Genomic DNA, 19,490 nt, shown 5'->3' with positions numbered 1-19,490 from the left:
GCGATCACTCTGGGCTGATTCCATGAATATCAGCCTAGGCGGACCGATTCCGCCTCCGGTCAGTGCGGCACGCCGCCGGGGCGGCGGGTGGAGATCGTGCGGCGGGCGTGGCGTTGGTTGGTGTGGCGGAGGGCGCGGTGGGCGGCCATGTGGGGTGCCAATGGCGCGGTGGACTTCTCGCGGCGGGCGGCGCGCAGGCGTTCGGCGCTCGCGTGGGCGAGATGGAAGCCGAGGACGGCGGTGAAGGCGGTGAGGCCGGCGAGGAGGGGAGCGATCACGGTGGCCAGGAAGAGCCCGAAGACGAATTCTCTTCGAGTGGTGTCGTCTTCGTTCATGAAACCAGTATGCGAGCTGGATGTGGCAGTTGTCCGCAGGTCGGGGCGGCATTCCTGGAATGCCCGGTCCCGGTTCGGGAATCATGGTCCCGAACCGGGAAGCGAATCAGGCGCCGGAGCGCGCGTCGCCGATCACCCCGGCCGCGGGCTGGTCGGCCATGACGACGTCCATGCCCGGGGGCGGTGCGATGTTGCCCGGCGTGAGCACGGTCCGCGAGCCGCGCTTGCGGGTGCGCAGCCACTTCTCCAGCCGGGTGGCGATCACGGTCAGCGTGTAGTTGATGGCGATCATGACGATGCCGACCACCATCAGCGACGGAATCGGATTCTGTTCCGCCGCACCGAGTTGCGCACCCGACCGCACGACCTCGAGATAGGTGATCTGGTACCCCAGCGCGGTGTCCTTGAGCGCCACCACCATCTGCGAGATCAGCGCCGGCAGCATGGCCGTCACCGCCTGCGGCAGCAGAATCGACACCATCACCTGCGTCTTGCGCATGCCCAGCGCGATCGCGGCCTCGGACTGCCCCTTGGGCAGCGAACGAATGCCCGACCGCACGATCTCGGCGATCACCGACCCGTTGTAGATGGTCAGCGCCACCACCACGGCCGCCAGCGCCAGCTGCTCGGGCAGGAAGACATTGTTCTTGGCGAACAGATTGTACAGGAAGATCATCAGGATCAGCACGGGGATGGCCCGCGAGATCTCCACCACCACGCCCGCGATCACCCGCACGACGCGATGATCCGACAATCGCAGAATGCCGAAGACCGTGCCCAGGATCAGCGCGAACACGATCGACAGCGCCGCCGCCTCCAGGGTGCCGCGCAGGCCCGGCAGCAGATAGGTGCGCCAGACGTCGGCCTCCACGAACGGCTTCCACTTCGCGGCCGTGAACTGTCCCTTGTCGGCCAGCCCGCGGTAGACGTACCAGAGCACGGCCGCCGCGACCAGCACCACGATCACCGAGTAGACGCGATACCGCACCCGCGCGCGGGGTCCGGGTGCGTCGTAGAGCACCGAGGCGGTCATCGCTGTACCTCGAATCGTTTGGCCAGCCAGCCGAAGAACAGGCCGGTCGGCAGCGTCAGAATGACGAACCCGAGCGCGAAGATGGCGCCGATGTTCAGCACCGCCGCCTCGTTCTCGTTCATCTCCCACATGAGCAGCGCGGCCTCACCCACACCGATGGCCGAGGCGATGGTCGAGTTCTTGGTCAGCGCGATGAACACGCTGCCCAGCGGCGCGATGACCGACCGGAACGCCTGCGGCAGCACCACATGGCGCAGGTTCTGCACGAAGGTGAACCCGAGCGAGCGCCCCGCCTCCGACTGCCCGAACGGCACCGTATTGATGCCCGACCGCAGCGACTCGCACACGAAAGCCGCGGTGTAGACGCTCAATCCGATAATCGCGAGCCGGAAGTTGTTCTCCGGGATACTGTCCGGGCCCTCGGGCGCGAGCCGGACCCCGAGCGTGTTGTACAGGCCCAGCGAGGTGAACACGATGATCAGCGTCAACGGCGTATTGCGAATGATGTTGACGTACAGCGATCCGATCCAGCGCGCGATCGGAATCGGCGACACCCGCATGGCCGCCACCACGGTCCCGAGAATCAGCGCGAAGAACGCCGAATACAGCGTCAGTTTGATGGTCACCCAGAACGCGTCGAGCAGTTTGGTGTGATAGTTGGAGATCAGGTCGAACACGACTGCCCCATTCCTCCGATCGGAAAACGAAGCGCGCCGGGTGATTTCATGAATAACTCCACCGTGAAATCATCCGGCGCGCGTCCGTGCCTCAGTACCGGTCGACCTTGGGCGGCTCCGGGATCTGGAAGCCGGTGGATCCGAAGTTCTTCTCCAGGGCGGCCTTCCACGCGCCGGAGGTGATCATGGCGTCGATGGCGTCATTGATCTTGCCGCGGGTGTCGGCGTCGCCCTTCTTCACGCCGATGCCGTACTTCTCGGTGCTGAAGGTGGCACCGACCACCTTGATCGCGCCCGGCGACTGCGCCGCGTAACCGCGCAGGATGATGTCGTCGGTGGTGACCGCGTCGACCGCGCCGGACTTGAGCGCCTCCACGCACAGCGAGTACGTGTCGTACTCCTGCAACTGGACTTCCTTGGCGCTGACGTACTTGTCCTTGATCTTCTGTGCCGGGGTCGAGCCCTTGACCGAGCACAGCTTCTTGTTGCCGTTCAACGATTCCGGCCCGGTGATGTCGGTGTTGTCCGACCGCACCAGCAGAGACTGCCCGGTCTGGAAGTAGGGGCCCGCGAAGTCGACCTTCTCCTTGCGCGCGTCGGTGATCGAGTAGGTGGCCACGATGAAGTCGACCTGCCCGTTCTGGATCAGCGTCTCGCGCTGCGCCGACGGCGACTCCTTGAAGGTGATGTTCTCCGGCTTCACACCCAGCTTGTCGCCGACAAACTTGGCGACATCGACGTCGAAGCCGCTGTAGCTGCCGTCCTTGTTCAGCAGCCCCAGGCCCGGCTGGTCGTACTTGATGCCGACGGTGAGCTTGCCGCTGGCGGCGTGCTCACCGGCGGACTTGTTGCTGCCGCCACCGCAGGCGGTGACGGTCAGCGCCAGGGCAGCCACTCCGGCGGCGATCCGGATTGCGTGGTTGATCCTCATCGAACGTCCTGTTCTCTCGTGGAGTGCGGGGTCTTCCCCCATGGAACGAAGTCGGTAACGGAGTGGGTCAGTGCGAGAGGATCTTGCCCAGGAAGTCCTTGGCGCGATCCGATTTCGGTGCGGTGAAGAAGGATTCGGGCTCGGTGTCCTCGACGATCTGCCCGTCGGCCATGAACAGCACCCGATTGCCGGCCCGGCGCGCGAAGCCCATCTCGTGCGTGACGACCAGCATGGTCATCCCGTCGCGGGCCAGCCCGACCATCACCTCGAGCACCTCGGACACCATTTCCGGGTCGAGTGCGGAGGTCGGCTCGTCGAACAGCATCACCTTCGGGTCCATGGCCAGCGCACGGGCGATGGCCACGCGCTGCTGCTGCCCGCCGGAGAGCTGTGCGGGGTACTTGTCGGCCTGGTTGGCGATGCCGACCCGGTCGAGCAGCTCCAGCGCCCGCTTGCGGGCGGCCGCCTTGTCGATGCGGCGCACTTTCACCGGCGCGAGCATCACATTGTCGAGAATCGTCTTGTGCGCGAACAGGTTGAACTGCTGGAACACCATGCCCACATCGGCGCGCAGCTTTGCGAGGGCCTTGCCCTCGTCGGGCAGTTTCACGCCGTCGACGGCGATGTCACCGGAGTCGATGGTTTCGAGCCGGTTGATGGTTCGGCACAGGGTCGACTTGCCGGAGCCCGAGGGTCCCACCACGATCACGACCTGCCCCTTGGGCACCTCGAGATTGATGTCACGCAGTACGTGCAGCGAGCCGAAGTGCTTGTCCACATTCCGCATCGAGATCATCGGCGCGGAGGTGCTGACGGAATCGGCCACGTCGGTCATGACCAGTGACCCTAACCACCTCGCGCCCGAAATGCTCGTCTTTGCCTTTGCGGTTCGAACTGTGCCGAGTCTCGACACCCGCGCGTAACCAGCGATTGACACCGCCGAGACCGCGAATGCCCGGTGGCACGATGATTCGGCGACAATCGCCCGACCATCGATGCGACCGCCGCGAGACCCCGGTCACCCGGCGGGGACGGCGTTTATGGCCTGCGCCGGGCAGCTATTACCCTGGTTGGGTGAATTCCCCGGCCCGGACCTACGAGGTACGCACCTACGGCTGCCAGATGAACGTGCACGACTCCGAGCGCCTCTCGGGTCTGCTCGAGGACGCCGGATACGTCAAGGCCGTGGCGGGCGACACCGCTGACCTGGTCGTATTCAATACCTGCGCGGTGCGCGAGAATGCCGACAACAAGCTCTACGGCACCCTCGGCCACCTCGCCCCGATCAAGGCCGACCGCCCGGGCATGCAGATCGCCGTCGGCGGCTGCCTGGCGCAGAAGGACCGCGACACAGTAGTCAAGAAGGCCCCCTGGGTGGATGTGGTGTTCGGCACCCACAACATCGGCTCGCTGCCGGTGCTGCTGGAGCGGGCCCGCCACAATGAAGCGGCCCAGGTCGAGATCATCGAAGCGCTGGAAGCGTTTCCGTCGACGCTGCCCGCCAAGCGCGAGTCCGCCTACGCGGGCTGGGTGTCGATCTCGGTGGGCTGCAACAACACCTGCACGTTCTGCATCGTCCCGTCGCTGCGCGGCAAGGAGGTCGACCGGCGGCCCGGCGACGTGCTCGCCGAGGTGCAGGCGCTGGTCGATCAGGGCGTGCTCGAGGTGACGCTGCTGGGTCAGAACGTGAACTCCTACGGTGTCTCCTTCGCCGACCCGACCGAGGAGCGCGACCGCGGCGCGTTCGCGAAGCTGCTGCGCGCCACCGGAACTATCGAGGGCCTCGAGCGGGTGCGCTTCACCTCCCCGCACCCGGCCGAGTTCACCGACGACGTCATCGAGGCCATGGCGGAGACGCCGAACGTGTGCCCGCAGCTGCACATGCCGTTGCAGTCGGGCTCGGATCGGGTTTTGAAGGCCATGCGCCGCTCCTACCGCAGCGCCAAGTTCCTCGGGATCATCGAGAAGGTGCGTGCGGCCATGCCGCACGCGGCCATCACCACCGACATCATCGTCGGCTTCCCCGGCGAGACCGAGGAGGACTTCCAGGCCACCCTGGATGTGGTGGCGCAGGCGCGTTTCACCAGTGCCTTCACCTTCCAGTACTCGATCCGCCCCGGAACTCCCGCCGCGACCATGCCCGATCAGCTGCCCAAGGAGGTCGTGCAGGAACGCTATGACCGCCTCATCGCGCTACAGGAGCGGATCTCCCTCGAAGGCAACCAGGCCCTGCTCGGCACCACCGTCGAACTGCTGGTCGCCGAGGGCGCGGGCAAGAAGAACGACAAGACCGCCCGCATGTCCGGCCGCGCCCGCGACGGCCGCCTCGTCCACTTCCGCCCGCCGGTGAACCCGGCCCCCGGCACCGAGATCCGCCCCGGCGACATCATCACCATCGATGTCACCGGCGCGGCCCCGCACTACCTCATCGCCGACGGCGAAGTGCTGACCCACCGCCGCACCGCGGCCGGTGACGCCCACGCACGCGGCATCACCCCCAAGACCGCCCCCATCGGCGTCGGCCTGGGCCTGCCCGGCATCGGCGCTCCGATCGTGGTCGAGACCGCCGCCGCGGGCTGCGGTTCCGCCTGCGGCGACTGAGGTTCCGGCCGCGCCTTCCGTGTCATTCCGGCGCTTCCTCGTCTGCGTGGTTTGCCGGAATGGCGGGGTCGCTGTCAACTACGCAGCGTCATAGGGCAGGATGCGTTGGGTACGTGCGGGTGGATTCGCCCGTGGCGGGAACTCCGGACCGCCCGCCGCCGACCAATCAGTACGCGCCAGGCGTGAGCGAGGATCGCGAGCGGTATGACCGAGCAGCAGCCCACCGGCCCCGATGCGGGCGGTGACCGACCGGAGAACCCGGAAGAGCAAGCAGCACAGGCGGAACCGGTGTCAGATCGGGCACCCGAGGCGAACGAGGAGAGCATGAAGGCGGCCGAGAACAGTCAGGACTTCGAGCAGTTCCGTTCGGATCTCGAGGCCGTCGAGCGCAAGATCGCGGGGGAGATCGACCCGGGCGTGCGGGCCATGGTGGTCGCGGGTTCGGTGTTCGTGCTGCTGGCCTCGCTGGTGCTGCCGCACGCGGGCAAGACGCGCGGTTTCGATGTGCTGCTGTACGACACGGTCGCGCAGGCCGATCACATCGGACTGCCCTCGCGGCTGTTCGTGTGGTTCGTGGTCGTGTTCGGCATCGGGTTCTCCGTGCTGGCGTTGATCACCCGCCGCTGGCTGCTGGCCTGGATCGCGGTCGCGGGCTCGGCCATCGGCAGCGTGTTCGGCGTGCTGTCCATCTGGCACCGGCAGACCCCGGGTCTGGGCAACTACCACGGCGCGGGCCCGGGCATCGGGTTGATCGTGGCGACCATCGCGATCATCGTGCTGACCTTCCACTGGGTCCGGGTGGTGTGGGCCCGCACCTCGGTGCAGCTCGCGGCCGAGGAACAGCGCCGCCTGGCCGCAGCCCAGGCCGAAGAACAGCAACGCCGCCGCTTGTTCGGCGACAACTGAGCCTGCGCACTCGGCGAGGGACTGAGCCTTCGAGCAGGGCCCGGCGGCAACCCGATCCGGTTGCCGCCGGGCCTTTTTCGCATCCGGATCACGCCCGGGCCGGGCTGCGGTCGGGCCGATAGGCGAGTCCGGCGACCATGGCGGCGAGCCCAGCGACCACCATGTAGAGCCAGCCCGCCCGGAACTCCGCCATGGTCCGGCCCGCCGCCTCGCCCATGATGGCGGTCAGGATGGCGACGCCCAGCGCCGAGCCGGTCTGCCGCGCCATCATCAAAGTGCCGGAGCCCAGCGAGATCTGATCGGTGGGCAGCAGGGTCGAGGCCCCGAACAGCGGCGGCTGCAACAGCGCGGTGCTGGCCCCGGCCAGAATCGCGCCCGGAAGCATCACCACCGCATAGGAATCCGAGAACCCGCTGCCCAGCACCCACCAGACGCAGCCGAGCGCAACGGTCGCGCCGCCCAGCGCCGCCGAGGCGCGGGCCCCGACCAGGGCGACGAAGCGGCCCGAGAACGGCGACAGCAGCAGGCAGCTGATCGGCATGGCGGCGACGCCGAGGGCCGCACGCAAGGTCGAGTAGTGCCATTGCTCGGTCATGAACGGCGTCGCCTCCAGAATCAGGGCGGCGAAGGCCAGGTAATAGGAGAAGACGCCGAGGGTGGCGGTGCGGAACAACCGGTGCCGCAAGACGATCGGGCTCACCACGGGGTCGGGGTGGTGACGCACGTGCCGGACGAACAAGGCGGTCAGGGCGAGCGCCGCGAGCAGACAGCCCACGGTGGCGGGCGCGGTGTAACCCCAAGCGGTGGCCTGCACGAACACGGTGGTGAAGGCGGCGGTGGCACCGAGAATCAGTGCCGCCCCGAGCAGATCCAGCCGCCGATCGGCGCGCTGCTGGATATCGGGCAGCACCTTCAGTCCGAAGGCGAATGCCACCACCGTGAACGGCGCGTTCAGCCAGAAGATCCAGCGCCAGTCGGCTTGCAGCAGTAGCCCGCCGATCACCGGTCCGCTCGCGCCGCCCGCTGAGGCGACGGCGGTCCAGACGCCCATGACGGTGGCGTGCTCGCGTTTCGGGAACACCGGTAGCACCAGGCCCAACCCGGTCGGGACGAGCAGCGCGGCGGCGGCCGCCTGCCACACCCGCGCCACGATCAGGACCGTCAGGTTCGGGGCCAGGCCGCAGGCGATCGACGCCAGCCCGAAAAGCGCTATGCCGAGCAGGAATCCGCGTTTGCGACCGGTGTCGTCGGCGAAGCGACCGGCGGGGACCAGCAGGGCGGCCATCACGATGGTGTACGCGTTGAGCGTCCACGAGACCGCGCCGGTCGAGGCGTTCCCGAAGGACTGCTGCAATGCCGGGAACGCGACGATGACCGCGAAAAGATCCAGAATCGCGAGGTATTGCGCGATCCCCGCGATGGCCAGCACCCGCCACCGGTGCGGGTCGGGCGTCGTATTCGGCTGGGGGACAGGGGTTGTGCGCTCGCTCGTCGTGGTCATGTCTTCGACTATGCGAAGCCGCAACCCGATCCACGAGTGGCAGGAATGCCACACTGCGCTAGATTTCTGACAGCCCGCGGCGCTACATTCGAGCCATGGAGCCGAACGGTCATCCCGGAACGCTGGCGGTCGCCGTCTCACCCGGCATGCCGATCTTCGAAATGGCCATCCCGTACCAGATCTTCTATCAGCCGCCCCTCGGCTTCACCTCGGACACCTGGTACGACTTCCGGCTGTGCGGCCCGCGCGGCGCTCGCCACGCCACCCTGCGAGATCCCTTCGTAGCGTTGACCGATCACGACTACGACGACCTCGTGCGCGCCGACACCGTGATCGTCCCGTCCACCCCGAACGTCCGCGAGGACCCGCCCGCCGACCTGGTGGATGCCGTGCGCGCGGCCTACGAACGCGGTGCGCGCATCGCCTCACTCTGTAGCGGTGCCTTCGTGCTCGCCGCCGCCGGTCTGCTCGACGGCCGCCGCGCGACCACCCACTGGCGTCATCTGGCCGCCCTGCGCGAGCGCTGTCCCAGCCTCGACATCGACCCCGGCGTCCTCTACATCGACGACGGCCGCATCCTCACCAGCGCGGGCACCACGGCCGGGCTGGATCTGTGCATCCACCTCATCCGCAAGGATCTGGGCTCCCGGGCCGCCAATGCCGCCGCCCGCTATCTCGTCGTCTCCCCGCACCGCGCGGGCGGCCAGGCCCAGGACATCCAATCCCCGGTTCCCGCCCGGCCCGCCGACCCCGGCCTGGCCGCGACCCTCGAATGGGCCCTCGCCAATCTCGAACGCCCCCTCACGGTTTCGGACCTGGCCGCCCACGCCAACCTCTCCGACCGCACCCTGGCCCGCCGCTTCCACGCCGAACTCGGCAGCACCCCACTGCAATGGCTGCTCACCCAGCGTCTCATCCGAGCCCGCGAACTCCTCGAACTCACCGACCTCCCCGTGGACGCGGTAGCCGACCGCTGCGGCCTCGGCAGCCCCGCCAACCTCCGTGCCCACTTCAACCGCGAGGTCGGCGTTTCCCCGACCGAATACCGCCGCTCCCACCGCCCCACCCGCCACGAGTTCGTCACCCAGCCCGCCCCGGCCCAACTCAACTGAGCCGAACCGCGGTGTGATTTCTGCGATCATCGATAGCGTCGATTGCATGAGCACCGGGAAGAAGCGGCCCGCCTCGCTCACGATTCGCAACCTGGACCCGAAGGTTGAAGGAACGCCTTCGGAAAAGGGCCGCCCAAAACGGCCATTCGATGGAGGCCGAGGTGCCGCCCTCATCGAGCGTCTGGCCAACCTGAGGCGGGAGCTGGACGCCGCGGACGTGGAGTTGGTGATCCCCGACCGGCACGAGTCGTGATCATCCTCGACACGAACGTCATATCGGACGCGCTCATGGCGCCGAAGAAGGCTCCGAGCCTGATCACCACCGATCCCCGCGCCGAGATGTTCTCGAGCCGTAGCCGAATTCACCGGTCGGCGTATCGCATCGATGCGGGGCCGCGCGTCATGGACTTGGCGCGCCCGCGGTGTCGCAGCCTCGCGCCGATGGAGTTGCCGACTCGCGTCGCCCGTGGAGACGGAGGCTCGCGCCGAGGGGCCCTACGTTTCGGTTCGCGGGATTCCGCCGGAGAGCATTCGATCCGGCGGCTTTCGGGGCCGCCGGATCGAATCGGGTTGTGCCGGTTCAGCGCTGGCTGACTGCGCCTTCGGCGGCTTCGGCCCATTCGCGCCACTGCTTGGCCTGTTCGAGGGCCTTTTCGGCGTCTCGGGTCTTGCCTGCGGCCTGGGCCTTGGCGGCCTGTTCCTCGTATTGGGCTACACGCTCGCGGAATTGGGCGGCGCGGGCCATGGCCTCGGGGTCGGTGCGGCGCCACTGGGCGTCGACGGCCTCGCGGACCTTCTTCTCGATGGTGCGCAGGCGGGATTCCAGGTCGTGCATGCGCTCGCGTGGGACCTTGCCGATGGCGTCCCACTTCTCCTGGAGTTCGCGCAGGGCGTTGCGGGCGGCGTCGAGGTTGGATTCGGGGTTGATGTCCTCGTAGGTGTGCAGGAGTTCTTCCTTGGCGGCCGCGTTCTGCTCGAATTCGTGGTCGCGCTCATTGGCCGCGGCATTGCGGTCGGCGAAGAAGACATCCTGGGCGGCCTTGAAGCGACGCCACAACTGCTCGTCGGCCTCGCGGGGGGCACGCCCGGCGGCCTTCCAGTCGGTGAGCAGATCGCGGAAGACGGCCGCGGTGCCGGACCAATCGGTCGACCCGGACAGTTCCTCGGCGCGCACGCAGAGTTCTTCCTTGCGGGTCTTGGCGGCGGCGCGTTCGCGGTCGAGTTCGGCGAAGTGCGCCCCGCGGCGGCGGTTGAACGCCTCGCGGGCCTTGGAGAAACGCCGCCACAGCGCGTCGTCGACCTTGCGGTCCACACCGCGAATGGTCTTCCACTCGTCCAGGATCTCGCGCAGCCGATCCCCGGCGACCTTCCACTGGGTGGAGTCGGTGGCGATCTGCTCGGCCTCGGCGGCGAGGGCCTCTTTGCGCTCGGTTTGCTCGTGCCGGGTGCGGTCCTTCTCCTCCTTGGCATGCGCGGCCGCCTCGTCGGAGTGTTCGATGATGGCCCGCAGCCGACCGGTCAGGCCGTCGATATCACCGATGACCGAGGCCGTCGGCAATGTTTCGGCAAGCGCGGTGGCGGCGGCCTTGGTCTTGCGGGCGTCGGTGCCGGCGGCCAGCCTGGCCTCGAGCAGCGCCACCTCGGTGGCCAGATCGTCGAAGCGGCGGCCGAAGTGGGCCAGCCCCTCGGCGGCGTCACCGGCCTGCCAGGAGCCGATGACGCGTTCGCCGTCGGCGGTCTTGACCCAGGCGGTGCCGTCGTCGTCGACCCGGCCCCACTGGCTGGGGTCGCTCACGCTCGGCACCACGACCGGATGCGGATGCGGGGTGGCCGGGCCGGGGGCGGGCTTCACCGAATGTGGCTTGGGGGCTTCGGGTTTACGGCGGGGTGTGGCCGCGGGAGACGGTTTGGTGCTCTCGCTGGGGGTGGGCACCGGGGCTTTGCTCGGGGTGGGTACCTGGGCATGGCTCGGAGCGGGCACTGCGGCGCCGGGCTTGGGCGTCGGGGTCGACTCCGGGTGGGTAGCCTTCTCGGTTCCGTTGTTGTCGGTCATTGCTCCTCGTCCCTGCCGCGCGTCACGGCTGCCTGGTTACGCCCTAGCTCATCGGTCTAGCTGCATCCCATTCAACCAGGCTGAGATGGGAAATGCTGTCTTTGAGCCCGCTTCGGCGGCGCGGCGGTGCGGCCGGGGTGGGGCTGGTGAGGTGCGTTAGCGCTACGGTTGTCGGCGTGTTCTGTGTTGCGTCGCTGGTTCCCTCGCCGCCCGTGCTGGTACCCGAACTCGAGGGTGCGGGCGGGTCCCTGGGCGATGACGCCGTCGCGACGCTGCGAGCTGCGGTTCTGCGGGCGGCGGGGGAGTTGGCGGCCCGCGCGTCGCGGTGGATCGTGGTCGGCGTGGCGGAGCCGGAGGAGGGGTCCGGAGACGCGGTTGCCGACCGGATGATCGGTTCGGAATCGGTGGGCACATTCCGGGGATACGGAGTAGACGTACAGGTTGGTTTGGCCGGATCGGTGGCCGAGCGTGTCGGTCGGGAATCCGGTGTCAAGGGACCCGGCGCGGATCCGCTGCTGCCGCTGCCGGTGTTGATCGCGGGCTGGCTGCGCGAGCAGGTCGCGCCCGGGGCGGTCGCGCAAGGGCGTCTGATCTCGGCCGATGCCTCCGCCGACGAGAGCCTGACCTTCGGCCGCCAGCTGCGCGCCGAACTCGACGCCACCCCCGAACCCGTCGCCGTTCTGGTCGTCGGCGACGGTGCGGCAACCCTTTCCCTGAAGGCCCCGCGCTACCTCGACGAGCGCGCCGAGGCTGTCCAGGCCACTATCGATCGCGCGCTGAGCGCGGGGGATCGCGCGGCGCTGGCGGCCCTCGACACCCGCCTGTGCGCGGAACTCGAGGTCGAGGGTCGGCCCGCCTACCAGGTCATGGCCGGACTGTTCGCGGTCGATGCCGCCGATCCCGAGGTCGAAACCCTCTACGCCGCCGCCCCGTTCGGTGTCGGCTACCACGTGAGCGTCTGGCGTCCGGGGGGCGCGGCGTGAGGCCCGTCGCCGTGGTGGGACCCACCGCCACCGGGAAGTCGGATCTGGCCTTGGATCTGGCCGAACGCCTGCACGGCGAGATCGTCAATATCGACGCCATGCAGCTCTATCGCGGCATGGATATCGGCACCGCCAAACTGCCCCTCGCCGAGCGCCGCGGCATCCCGCACCACCAGCTCGACGTCCTCGACATCACCGAGACCGCCACCGTGGCGTCCTACCAGTCCGCGGCCCGCGCCGATGTCGAGGCCATCATGGCGCGCGGGCACACGCCGGTCATCGTCGGCGGCTCCATGATGTATGTCCAAGCGCTGCTGGATGATTGGGACTTCCCGGCCACCGACCCGGAGATCCGCGCGAAATGGGAGGCGGTGCTGGCCGATCGCGGCACCGTGGCCGTGCACGAGGCGCTGAAGCTGGCCGATCCGGTGGCCGCCGCGACCATCCTGCCCACCGACGGCCGCCGCATGGTGCGCGCGCTCGAGGTGGTGGAGCTGACCGGCAAGCCGTTCGCGGCCTCCGCCCCGCAGATCGGTGAACCCCGTTGGGGCACGGTCATTCTCGGTGTCGATCGCGATACCGCCGAGCTGGATACCCGCATCGAGGCGCGCACCGCGAAGATGTTCGAATCCGGCCTCGTCGAGGAGACCGAACACCTCATCACCCTGGGCCTGCGCCACGGCCAAACCGCCCGCCGCGCCATCGGTTATGCCCAGGTCCTGGACTTCCTCGACGCCGAATACGACCTCCCCGAAGCCCGGGAGCGCACCTTCATCGGCACCCGCCGCTACGTCCGCCGTCAACGCTCCTGGTTCCGCCGCGACCAGCGCGTCCACTGGCTCGACGGCGCGGATCCGGTCCTGGCCGCAACGGCTTCGGCCGTGGTCGACGCGGCTTCGGCCACCGGATAGGCCCTGCCGGGGCCGCCGCACCCCGATCGAGCCGGGCGTGCGGTCGGGCCGGACACTCCAGGGTGGGCGGACACGCCAGAATCGGGCGTGGGATGTCGGGGGTGCGCGCTAGGTTGCTGGGGTGACGGGCCGTGGGAAGACGCGGAATGCCTCGGTGGAGTTGTGGCGGGAATACCTGAGTAACAGGGTCAAACGGTTGCGGGACGGTCGATTCCTGGTGCACGGCAGACGGCCCATTTCGCGCGCGCTCGAATGTCGTTGGCCGCTGGAGACACTCGTCTATCGGCTGGGCGCGCCCGAGCCGCCGGACTGGGCTCGGCAGCTGCTGGAGACCAGCGGGGTGCCGGGGGTCGGGCTGGTGCCGGAGGTGATGGCGGAGTTGGCCGAACCCACCGAGGCGGTCCCGGAAATCGTGGCGGTGGCGGTGGCGCGGCGGCCGGAACTCGAGTATTTCGTGCCGGGCACGCCGGAGGATCCCGCGACCGTGGTGGTCATCGACCGCCCGGCGTCGGCGATGCGGCTGGGTGCGCTCATCCGTTCGGCGGTCGCCTTCGGCGCGGGCGGGGTCATCGTCACCGGTTCCGGCGCAGACCATTTCGACCCGCAGAGCGTGCGCGCCTCCGATGGCGCGCTGTTCGCGGTCCCGGTGCTGCGTGCCGCGGGCCCGGCGCAGGTCGCCGCGTTCCGTGACCGCCAGCGCGCCCGCGGCATCGACACCCGCATCGTCGGCAGCGACGATCACGGCGGCCTCGCCCTCGACGACGCCCGCTTCGACGGCGGCACCATCCTGGTCCTCGGCGACGAGAGCGAGTCACTACCCCCGGCCTGGCGGCACGTCTGCGACGAACTGATCTGCATCCCCACCGACGGCACCCTGGGCGCTCCCGCCTCCGCCGCCGTGGCCCTGTACGAAATATCCCGCCAGCGCCGGGGACCACGGTGAATCCGCTGGTGGGCGTCGGGTACTGCGGTGGATGTCCCGGCGCTGCCGGGCACTACGGTGGTAGCCATGAGCGAGAACAGCGCCGCTGACATCGAATTCAGCAAGGGCCACGGCACCCAGAACGATTTCGTGGTGCTGCCGGACCCGGACGCGTGGCTCGAGCTCACCGAATCCCGGATCGCGGCGCTGTGCGACCGGCAGCGGGGACTCGGCGCGGACGGGGTGTTGCGGGTCGCGCGGGCGGGTGCGCTGATCGAGAACGGCGTGCTGGCCGCGCTGCCCGAGGGTGTCGGCGCCGGGGATTGGTTCATGGATTACCGCAATGCGGATGGGTCGATCGCGGAGATGTGCGGCAACGGGGTGCGGGTGTTCGCGCACTACCTGGCCGCGACGGGGCTGGAGCGACGCGAGGAATTCGTGGTCGGCTCGCGGGCGGGAGCCCGCCCGGTGGTCGTGCACCACGCCGACCCCGTGCACGGTGAGGTGACCGTGGCCATGGGCCAGGTGAAGACCCTCGGCACCTCGACGGCCACCCTCGACGGCCGCGAATTCACCGGTCTGGGAATCGATGTCGGCAATCCGCACCTGGCCTGCGTGGATCCGGCCCTGACCCCCGCCGCGCTCGCCGAAATCGACCTCGAGCACGCCCCCGCCTTCGACCACACCATGTTTCCCAAGGGCGTGAACGTCGAGATCCTGACCGCCCTCGGCGTCGGCTCCGACGGCGAGAAGGGCGTCGACATGCGCGTCTACGAACGGGGCGTCGGCGAAACCCGTTCCTGCGGAACCGGAACCGTGGCCGCCGCCGCGGCCGCCCTCGCCGCCACCGGCTTCGACCTGTCCTGCGACGTCGGCCACATCCAGGTCCGCATCCCCGGCGGCGTGGTGACCGTCGGCATCGACCACGGCACGGCCACCCTGCGCGGCCCCTCGGAACTGGTCGCCACCGGCCGTATCGCCGCCAAGTGGTGGCAGGACGCCTGATCCGTCGCTTCGCCGTGAAATAACCGAATGCGCTCGTTCGTTGGGACGTGGGACCATGGAGGTGTATGAGTAAGCCAGAAACGTATGAGTTCACTCCCGCCGAAGACCTCGACGAGGAGACCAAGGACGTGCCCGGGACCGGCCGGGGTGGCTGGTCGGCCGCGCCGACGGTCGGTGAGCAGCAGCTCGAGGAGCGTGCCGCGCTGCGGCGTGTCGCGGGTCTGTCCACCGAGCTCGAGGATGTCACCGAGGTCGAATACCGGCAGCTGCGACTGGAACGAGTCGTGCTGGTCGGCGTCTGGACCGAGGGCACGGCCGCGCAGGCCGACGCGAGCATGGCCGAACTGGCCGCGCTCGCCGAGACCGCGGGGTCCGAGGTGCTCGACGCGCTGATTCAGCGCCGCGACAAGCCCGACAAGTCCACCTATATCGGATCCGGCAAGGCCGACGAGTTGCGTGGCATCGTGCTCGAGACCGGCGCGGACACCGTCATCTGCGACGGTGAACTGACCCCCGCGCAGCTGACCGCGCTGGAGAAGGTCGTCAAGGTGAAGGTCATCGACCGCACCGCGCTGATTCTGGACATCTTCGCCCAGCACGCCACCTCGCGTGAGGGCAAGGCGCAGGTCTCGCTCGCGCAGATGGAGTACATGCTCCCGCGCCTGCGCGGTTGGGGTGAGTCCATGTCCCGTCAGGCCGGTGGTCGCGCCGGCAGCAATGGCGGTGTGGGTCTGCGCGGTCCCGGTGAGACCAAGATCGAGACCGATCGCCGCCGGATTCGCGAGCGAATGGCCAAGCTGCGCCGCGAGATCCGCGAGATGAAGACCGCCCGCGACACCAAGCGCGCCAAGCGCGCCGAGAGCGGGATCCCGCAGGTCGCGATTGTCGGCTACACCAACGCGGGCAAGTCCTCGCTGATGAACGCGCTGACCGACGCCGGAATCCTGGTGCAGGACGCCCTGTTCGCCACCCTCGATCCGACCACGCGGCGCGCCGCCCTCGAGGACGGCCGCGAAGTGGTGTTCACCGACACCGTCGGTTTCGTCCGCCACCTGCCCACCCAGCTGGTCGAGGCGTTCCGGTCGACCCTGGAGGAGGTCACCGGGGCCGATCTGCTGCTGCACGTGGTCGACGGTTCCGACCCGCTGCCGGATCAGCAGATCAAGGCGGTCCGCGAGGTCATCGCCGACGTGCTGCGTGAGTCCAAGACTCCCGCTCCGCCGGAGTTCCTGGTGGTCAACAAGATCGACGCGCTAGATCCGCTGGAGCTGACCCAGCTGCGCGGCTGGCTGCCCGACGCGGCCTTCGTCTCGGCCCGCACCGGCGAGGGTCTCGACCAACTGCGTGACCGCCTGGGCCAGATCCTCGGCGGCCTCGACGTGGAGGTCAGCGTCCTGCTGCCCTACACCCGCGGCGACCTGCTGGCCCGCATCCACGCGGACGGCAAGATCCTCAGCTCCGAGCACGAGGAGTCCGGCACCCGGGTGCGCGCCCGAGTCCCGAACTCCCTGGCGGGCCAGCTGGCGCAGTTCGCCCACGCGGGCGGCTCGGCCGACGACGTGTCGCTCAACGGCAGCGCCGCCTCGGATGAGTTCGCGTCCCTGGAGGATTCGCAATCCTGACCCCTCGGTCGGAGGCATCGATCGATGCCTCCGACCGAGCTCGGCCACGACTTCACCCCTGCCTCCACAGATTCCACCCCGCCGAGGCGGCGCGGCGGCGGGCGATCATCTCCAGGTGCGGCACGAGCGCCGCGAAATATCGTTTGGCTTCACATCCTTTCGCGCATGCTCGATGCGTCTCCAGTCCGCGCCGGGCGACATCGAGATTCTGAATCGGATAATCGGGCACCTCATGACTGATCGCATGCGCCACGGCTAACCCCTGACCGGTCGCCGTGCCGCACGATGCCGACCGGATCGTTTGCGGTGTGATTTTCCCGAACCGCTGATGTCTTCCCCAATGCAAATCGCCGTCAGCGATCCACCTAAAACAGTCATAAGCAACAAAATCCACGCATCCCAAGGCATTGCGACTCCAGCTGTCCTATCGGATCGAGTGGCCCAGATGTGACACCTGAACCGAAGATTTTTTCAACGAGCGCTCTGGGATCAGTAGACACCCGATGTTGTTGCCGGAGTAAGCCCTTGGCAGACCTCGTGCGAAATACAATGGATGTCCGTCACGGTAGTGTCCGTGGCGAGCATTTCCCTGATAGCGAGGCTAAGAAATGACTGGATTGACGGTCTCTCGCATGGATTTCGGGAACTTCATGCGTGGAGTACGTGAGAACGCACATCAGACGCTACTCGCCGCCGCGATGAGCCTGGAGGTATCGCGGCAGGTCATCATGCGAATGGAGGAGGGTAGCCCGACCAAGCTCACCAGGCCACTGATCGGTCTGTTACTCGATCACTACGGCGCATCGCAGGAGGTCTGCGAAGAGGCGCTGCGATTGTGGTCCGAGGTGTCCGAACAGGACAAAGTCGCTAAGGCGCAAGGGAATTCGAAAGGTTACTGGAAGCCGTACGCCGATCAGGTTGCGCCTACCTTTCCAAGGTTCCTCCGCCTCGAGGGCGCTGCCAACCGGGTCGTCGTGCATCAGCCGGTGATCGTGCCCGGTTTGCTCCAAACATCCGAATATCGCCGAGCGATCATTCGAATCGACGAACCGGAGATTTCGGCGGTGAACGTCGAGCGCTTGCTGGAACTCGCCACCCATCGACAAGTTCGCCTGAACGAGGCCAATTTTCGGCTGGAGGCACTGTTGTCCGAGGCGGTACTCCGGCACTGCCCGGCGAGCCCGGAGATGATGGCGGCCCAGCTGCGATGGATCGCCGAGATCGGAGATCGCGAGAACGTCAGCATTCGCGTTGTTCCGTTCGCCGTGGGCCCGCACCGGGGCCTCACCATCCAGCCCTTCACGCTGTTGGAATTCCCGAAGGGGACCAGCGGAATCGCCTTGCCGACAGTGATTTTCGTTGAAGGGGCGATTGGCAGTCTCTACCACGAACGGGCCGAGGAGATCGACCGATATCGGGGAGCGATCGCGGCCATCGAGGAGGTAGCGTTGACGGAAACGGACACAAGGGACATGGTTCTCGCCCTCGCGAAGGAGTACGTGGCATGAAAGAACTCCCGGAGACCGGCAAGTGGTACAAGTCGAGCAGATCCGATGCTGCCCGCCAGTGCGTAGAGATCTACCTGGGCGACGGCAGGGTCGGCGTCCGCGACTCGAAGTCCGCCGGTTGTGGCCCGGAACTCTGGTTCTCCGACGCAGACTGGCGCTCCTTCCTCGCCAGTCGCATCTGGGATCGCTGATCTCGGGGTCGGGACGGAATTTGAGAGACCGCTCAAATCGATTGGGGGCGTTGACCTGAGAATGAGGGTGGGGTGAGAATGATTCTGCGAGTGAATATTTCGTATTCTTCGCGGAATCGGGGGGCACTCGTGCAAGCACCTGCCAGGAAGGAGCTGCGGCTATGGCATGGGCATGGAGTGATCAAGGAACCCCACCCGGTCTCACGGTCGATCCGGATACCATCGCGACCGCGACATATCAGGGCAATCCGTATGTTTTCGTGCGGGCGAATGATGGTCATCTGTGGGTGAATTGGTGGAATGGGAGTGCGTGGTCGTGGAGTGATCAGGGAACGCCGCCGGGTCTGACCGTCGATCCGGATACGATCGCCACGAGCAGTTATCGGGACAATCCTTACGTCTTCGTGCGCGCCAATGATGGCCATTTATGGGTGAATTGGTGGAACGGCAGCGCGTGGTCGTGGAGTGACCAGGGCACGCCACCGGGTCGCACGGTCGATCCGGATACCATCGCGACTGCGACGTATCAGGGCAATCCGTATGTTTTTGTGCGGGCGAATGATGGTCATCTGTGGGTGAATTGGTGGAACGGCAGCGCCTGGTCGTGGAGTGATCAGGGGACGCCGCCGGGTCTCACCGTCGACCCCGATACGATCGCCACGAGCAGCTACCGCGGCAACCCGTACGTCTTCGTCCGCGCCAATAACGGTCACCTGTGGGTGAACTGGTGGAACGGCAGCGCCTGTTCGTGGAGTGATCAGGGCACCCCGCAGGGTCTCACCGTCGACCCGGATACCATCGCCACCGCCACCTACCAGGGCAATCCGTACGTCTTCGTCCGCGCCAACAACGGTCACCTGTGGGTGAACTGGTGGAACGGCAGCGCCTGGAACTGGTCCGACCAGGGCACCCCACCCGGCGTCACCGTCGACCCCGACACCATCGCGACAACGACCTACCAGAACAATCCCTACGTCTTCGTCCGAGGCAACGACGGCCACCTGTGGGTGAACTGGTGGAACGGCAGCGCCTGGAACTGGTCCGACCAGGGCACCCCACCCGGCCTCATCGTGGACCCCGACACCATCGCCACCGCCACCTACCGAGGCAACCCCTACGCCTTCATCCGAGCCAACAAGGGCCACCTCTGGGTGAACTGGTGGTCCTGACTCGACATAGCCATCGAGTGGCAAGTCCAG

General features: G+C 67.6%; 20 protein-coding genes. 12 read left to right on the top strand and 8 right to left on the bottom strand.

Annotated features, from left to right (window positions below; translation table 11 throughout):
- Window positions 1–59 precede the first annotated feature (59 nt).
- The 5 genes from NS2_RS06125 to NS2_RS06105 all read right to left on the bottom strand — a co-directional run bounded on the left by NS2_RS06125 (window position 60) and on the right by NS2_RS06105 (window position 3,772).
- A complete protein-coding gene (locus tag NS2_RS06125; RefSeq protein WP_033086362.1) occupies window positions 60–335 on the bottom strand; it encodes a hypothetical protein in 276 nt (91 codons plus the stop codon).
- A 106-nt stretch (window positions 336–441) separates the two neighbouring features.
- Window positions 442–1,368, bottom strand: a complete 927-nt coding sequence (locus NS2_RS06120) for an amino acid ABC transporter permease (RefSeq protein WP_045436396.1) — start codon at window positions 1,366–1,368, stop codon at window positions 442–444.
- Complete coding sequence (locus NS2_RS06115; RefSeq protein ID WP_033086361.1) at window positions 1,365–2,045, bottom strand: amino acid ABC transporter permease; 681 nt, start codon at window positions 2,043–2,045, stop codon at window positions 1,365–1,367. Before NS2_RS06115 ends, NS2_RS06120 begins: the two co-directional genes overlap by 4 nt.
- A 91-nt stretch (window positions 2,046–2,136) precedes the next feature.
- The gene (locus NS2_RS06110) at window positions 2,137–2,976 is read right to left on the bottom strand and encodes a glutamate ABC transporter substrate-binding protein (RefSeq protein WP_033086360.1); all 840 of its coding nucleotides are present in this window, start codon (window positions 2,974–2,976) and stop codon (window positions 2,137–2,139) included.
- 67 nt (window positions 2,977–3,043) lie between these two features.
- On the bottom strand, window positions 3,044–3,772 hold the full coding sequence (locus tag NS2_RS06105) for an amino acid ABC transporter ATP-binding protein (RefSeq protein ID WP_033086402.1): 729 nt from the start codon (window positions 3,770–3,772) through the stop codon (window positions 3,044–3,046).
- A gap of 170 nt (window positions 3,773–3,942) precedes the next feature.
- On the opposite strand from NS2_RS06105, the gene miaB reads away from it, so the two are divergent.
- Both miaB and NS2_RS06095 read left to right on the top strand, forming a co-directional pair.
- Window positions 3,943–5,577: a tRNA (N6-isopentenyl adenosine(37)-C2)-methylthiotransferase MiaB gene (gene miaB, locus NS2_RS06100; protein WP_081985712.1), complete on the top strand. Its 1,635-nt coding sequence runs from the start codon at window positions 3,943–3,945 to the stop codon at window positions 5,575–5,577.
- A gap of 324 nt (window positions 5,578–5,901) precedes the next feature.
- On the top strand, window positions 5,902–6,483 hold the full coding sequence (locus NS2_RS06095) for an Rv2732c family membrane protein (protein WP_033086401.1): 582 nt from the start codon (window positions 5,902–5,904) through the stop codon (window positions 6,481–6,483).
- An 88-nt stretch (window positions 6,484–6,571) separates the two neighbouring features.
- On the opposite strand, the gene NS2_RS06090 is transcribed toward NS2_RS06095, so the two are convergent.
- A complete protein-coding gene (locus NS2_RS06090) occupies window positions 6,572–7,984 on the bottom strand; it encodes an MFS transporter (protein ID WP_045436399.1) in 1,413 nt (470 codons plus the stop codon).
- Between the two features lie 95 nt (window positions 7,985–8,079).
- Here NS2_RS06090 and NS2_RS06085 point away from each other — a divergent pair, with 95 nt between their 5' ends.
- Together NS2_RS06085 and NS2_RS38710 are read left to right on the top strand one after the other, a co-directional pair.
- Entirely contained in the window at window positions 8,080–9,096 is a 1,017-nt protein-coding gene (locus NS2_RS06085; protein ID WP_045436402.1) for a GlxA family transcriptional regulator, read from the top strand.
- A gap of 46 nt (window positions 9,097–9,142) precedes the next feature.
- Entirely contained in the window at window positions 9,143–9,349 is a 207-nt protein-coding gene (locus NS2_RS38710; protein WP_096490641.1) for a hypothetical protein, read from the top strand.
- Window positions 9,350–9,676: 327 nt separating this feature from the next.
- Here NS2_RS38710 and NS2_RS06075 read toward each other — a convergent pair whose 3' ends face one another.
- On the bottom strand, window positions 9,677–11,149 hold the full coding sequence (locus tag NS2_RS06075; protein ID WP_081985711.1) for a DUF349 domain-containing protein: 1,473 nt from the start codon (window positions 11,147–11,149) through the stop codon (window positions 9,677–9,679).
- A 176-nt stretch (window positions 11,150–11,325) separates the two neighbouring features.
- On the opposite strand from NS2_RS06075, the gene NS2_RS06070 reads away from it, so the two are divergent.
- From NS2_RS06070 to hflX, 5 genes are all read left to right on the top strand, one after another.
- Window positions 11,326–12,132, top strand: coding sequence for a class III extradiol ring-cleavage dioxygenase family protein (locus tag NS2_RS06070; protein WP_033086356.1), 807 nt, complete (start codon window positions 11,326–11,328; stop codon window positions 12,130–12,132).
- Window positions 12,129–13,043 (top strand): tRNA (adenosine(37)-N6)-dimethylallyltransferase MiaA, encoded by a 915-nt coding sequence (gene miaA / locus NS2_RS06065; protein ID WP_096490640.1) that lies wholly within the window; start codon window positions 12,129–12,131, stop codon window positions 13,041–13,043. Before NS2_RS06070 ends, miaA begins: the two co-directional genes overlap by 4 nt.
- Before the next feature lie 121 nt (window positions 13,044–13,164).
- Window positions 13,165–13,986: a TrmH family RNA methyltransferase gene (locus tag NS2_RS06060; protein ID WP_033086355.1), complete on the top strand. Its 822-nt coding sequence runs from the start codon at window positions 13,165–13,167 to the stop codon at window positions 13,984–13,986.
- Window positions 13,987–14,076: 90 nt separating this feature from the next.
- A complete protein-coding gene (gene dapF / locus NS2_RS06055; protein ID WP_033086396.1) occupies window positions 14,077–14,970 on the top strand; it encodes a diaminopimelate epimerase in 894 nt (297 codons plus the stop codon).
- Between the two features lie 65 nt (window positions 14,971–15,035).
- Window positions 15,036–16,592: a GTPase HflX gene (gene hflX, locus NS2_RS06050; RefSeq protein WP_082062549.1), complete on the top strand. Its 1,557-nt coding sequence runs from the start codon at window positions 15,036–15,038 to the stop codon at window positions 16,590–16,592.
- A gap of 52 nt (window positions 16,593–16,644) precedes the next feature.
- Here the strand turns inward: hflX and NS2_RS06045 are convergent, their stop codons facing one another.
- Window positions 16,645–16,986 (bottom strand): hypothetical protein, encoded by a 342-nt coding sequence (locus NS2_RS06045; protein WP_143161266.1) that lies wholly within the window; start codon window positions 16,984–16,986, stop codon window positions 16,645–16,647.
- A gap of 238 nt (window positions 16,987–17,224) precedes the next feature.
- On the opposite strand from NS2_RS06045, the gene NS2_RS06040 reads away from it, so the two are divergent.
- From NS2_RS06040 to NS2_RS38750, 3 genes are all read left to right on the top strand, one after another.
- Window positions 17,225–18,100 carry a DUF5753 domain-containing protein gene (locus tag NS2_RS06040; RefSeq protein WP_036551662.1) on the top strand — a complete coding sequence of 292 codons (876 nt, stop codon included), beginning with the start codon at window positions 17,225–17,227 and terminating at the stop codon, window positions 18,098–18,100.
- Window positions 18,097–18,291, top strand: coding sequence for a DUF397 domain-containing protein (locus NS2_RS06035; protein WP_036551663.1), 195 nt, complete (start codon window positions 18,097–18,099; stop codon window positions 18,289–18,291). The genes NS2_RS06040 and NS2_RS06035 overlap by 4 nt, the downstream gene beginning before the upstream one ends.
- 161 nt (window positions 18,292–18,452) lie before the next feature.
- On the top strand, window positions 18,453–19,460 hold the full coding sequence (locus tag NS2_RS38750) for a DUF8189 domain-containing protein (RefSeq protein ID WP_477505079.1): 1,008 nt from the start codon (window positions 18,453–18,455) through the stop codon (window positions 19,458–19,460).
- Window positions 19,461–19,490 lie beyond the last annotated feature (30 nt).

Origin of the sequence: Nocardia seriolae NBRC 15557, from assembly GCF_007990715.1 — a bacterium.
GTDB classification, from domain to species: Bacteria; Actinomycetota; Actinomycetes; order Mycobacteriales; family Mycobacteriaceae; genus Nocardia; species Nocardia seriolae.
The sequence above is the reverse complement of the archived record's forward strand: the minus strand, read 5'-3'. Positions and strand labels throughout refer to the sequence as shown.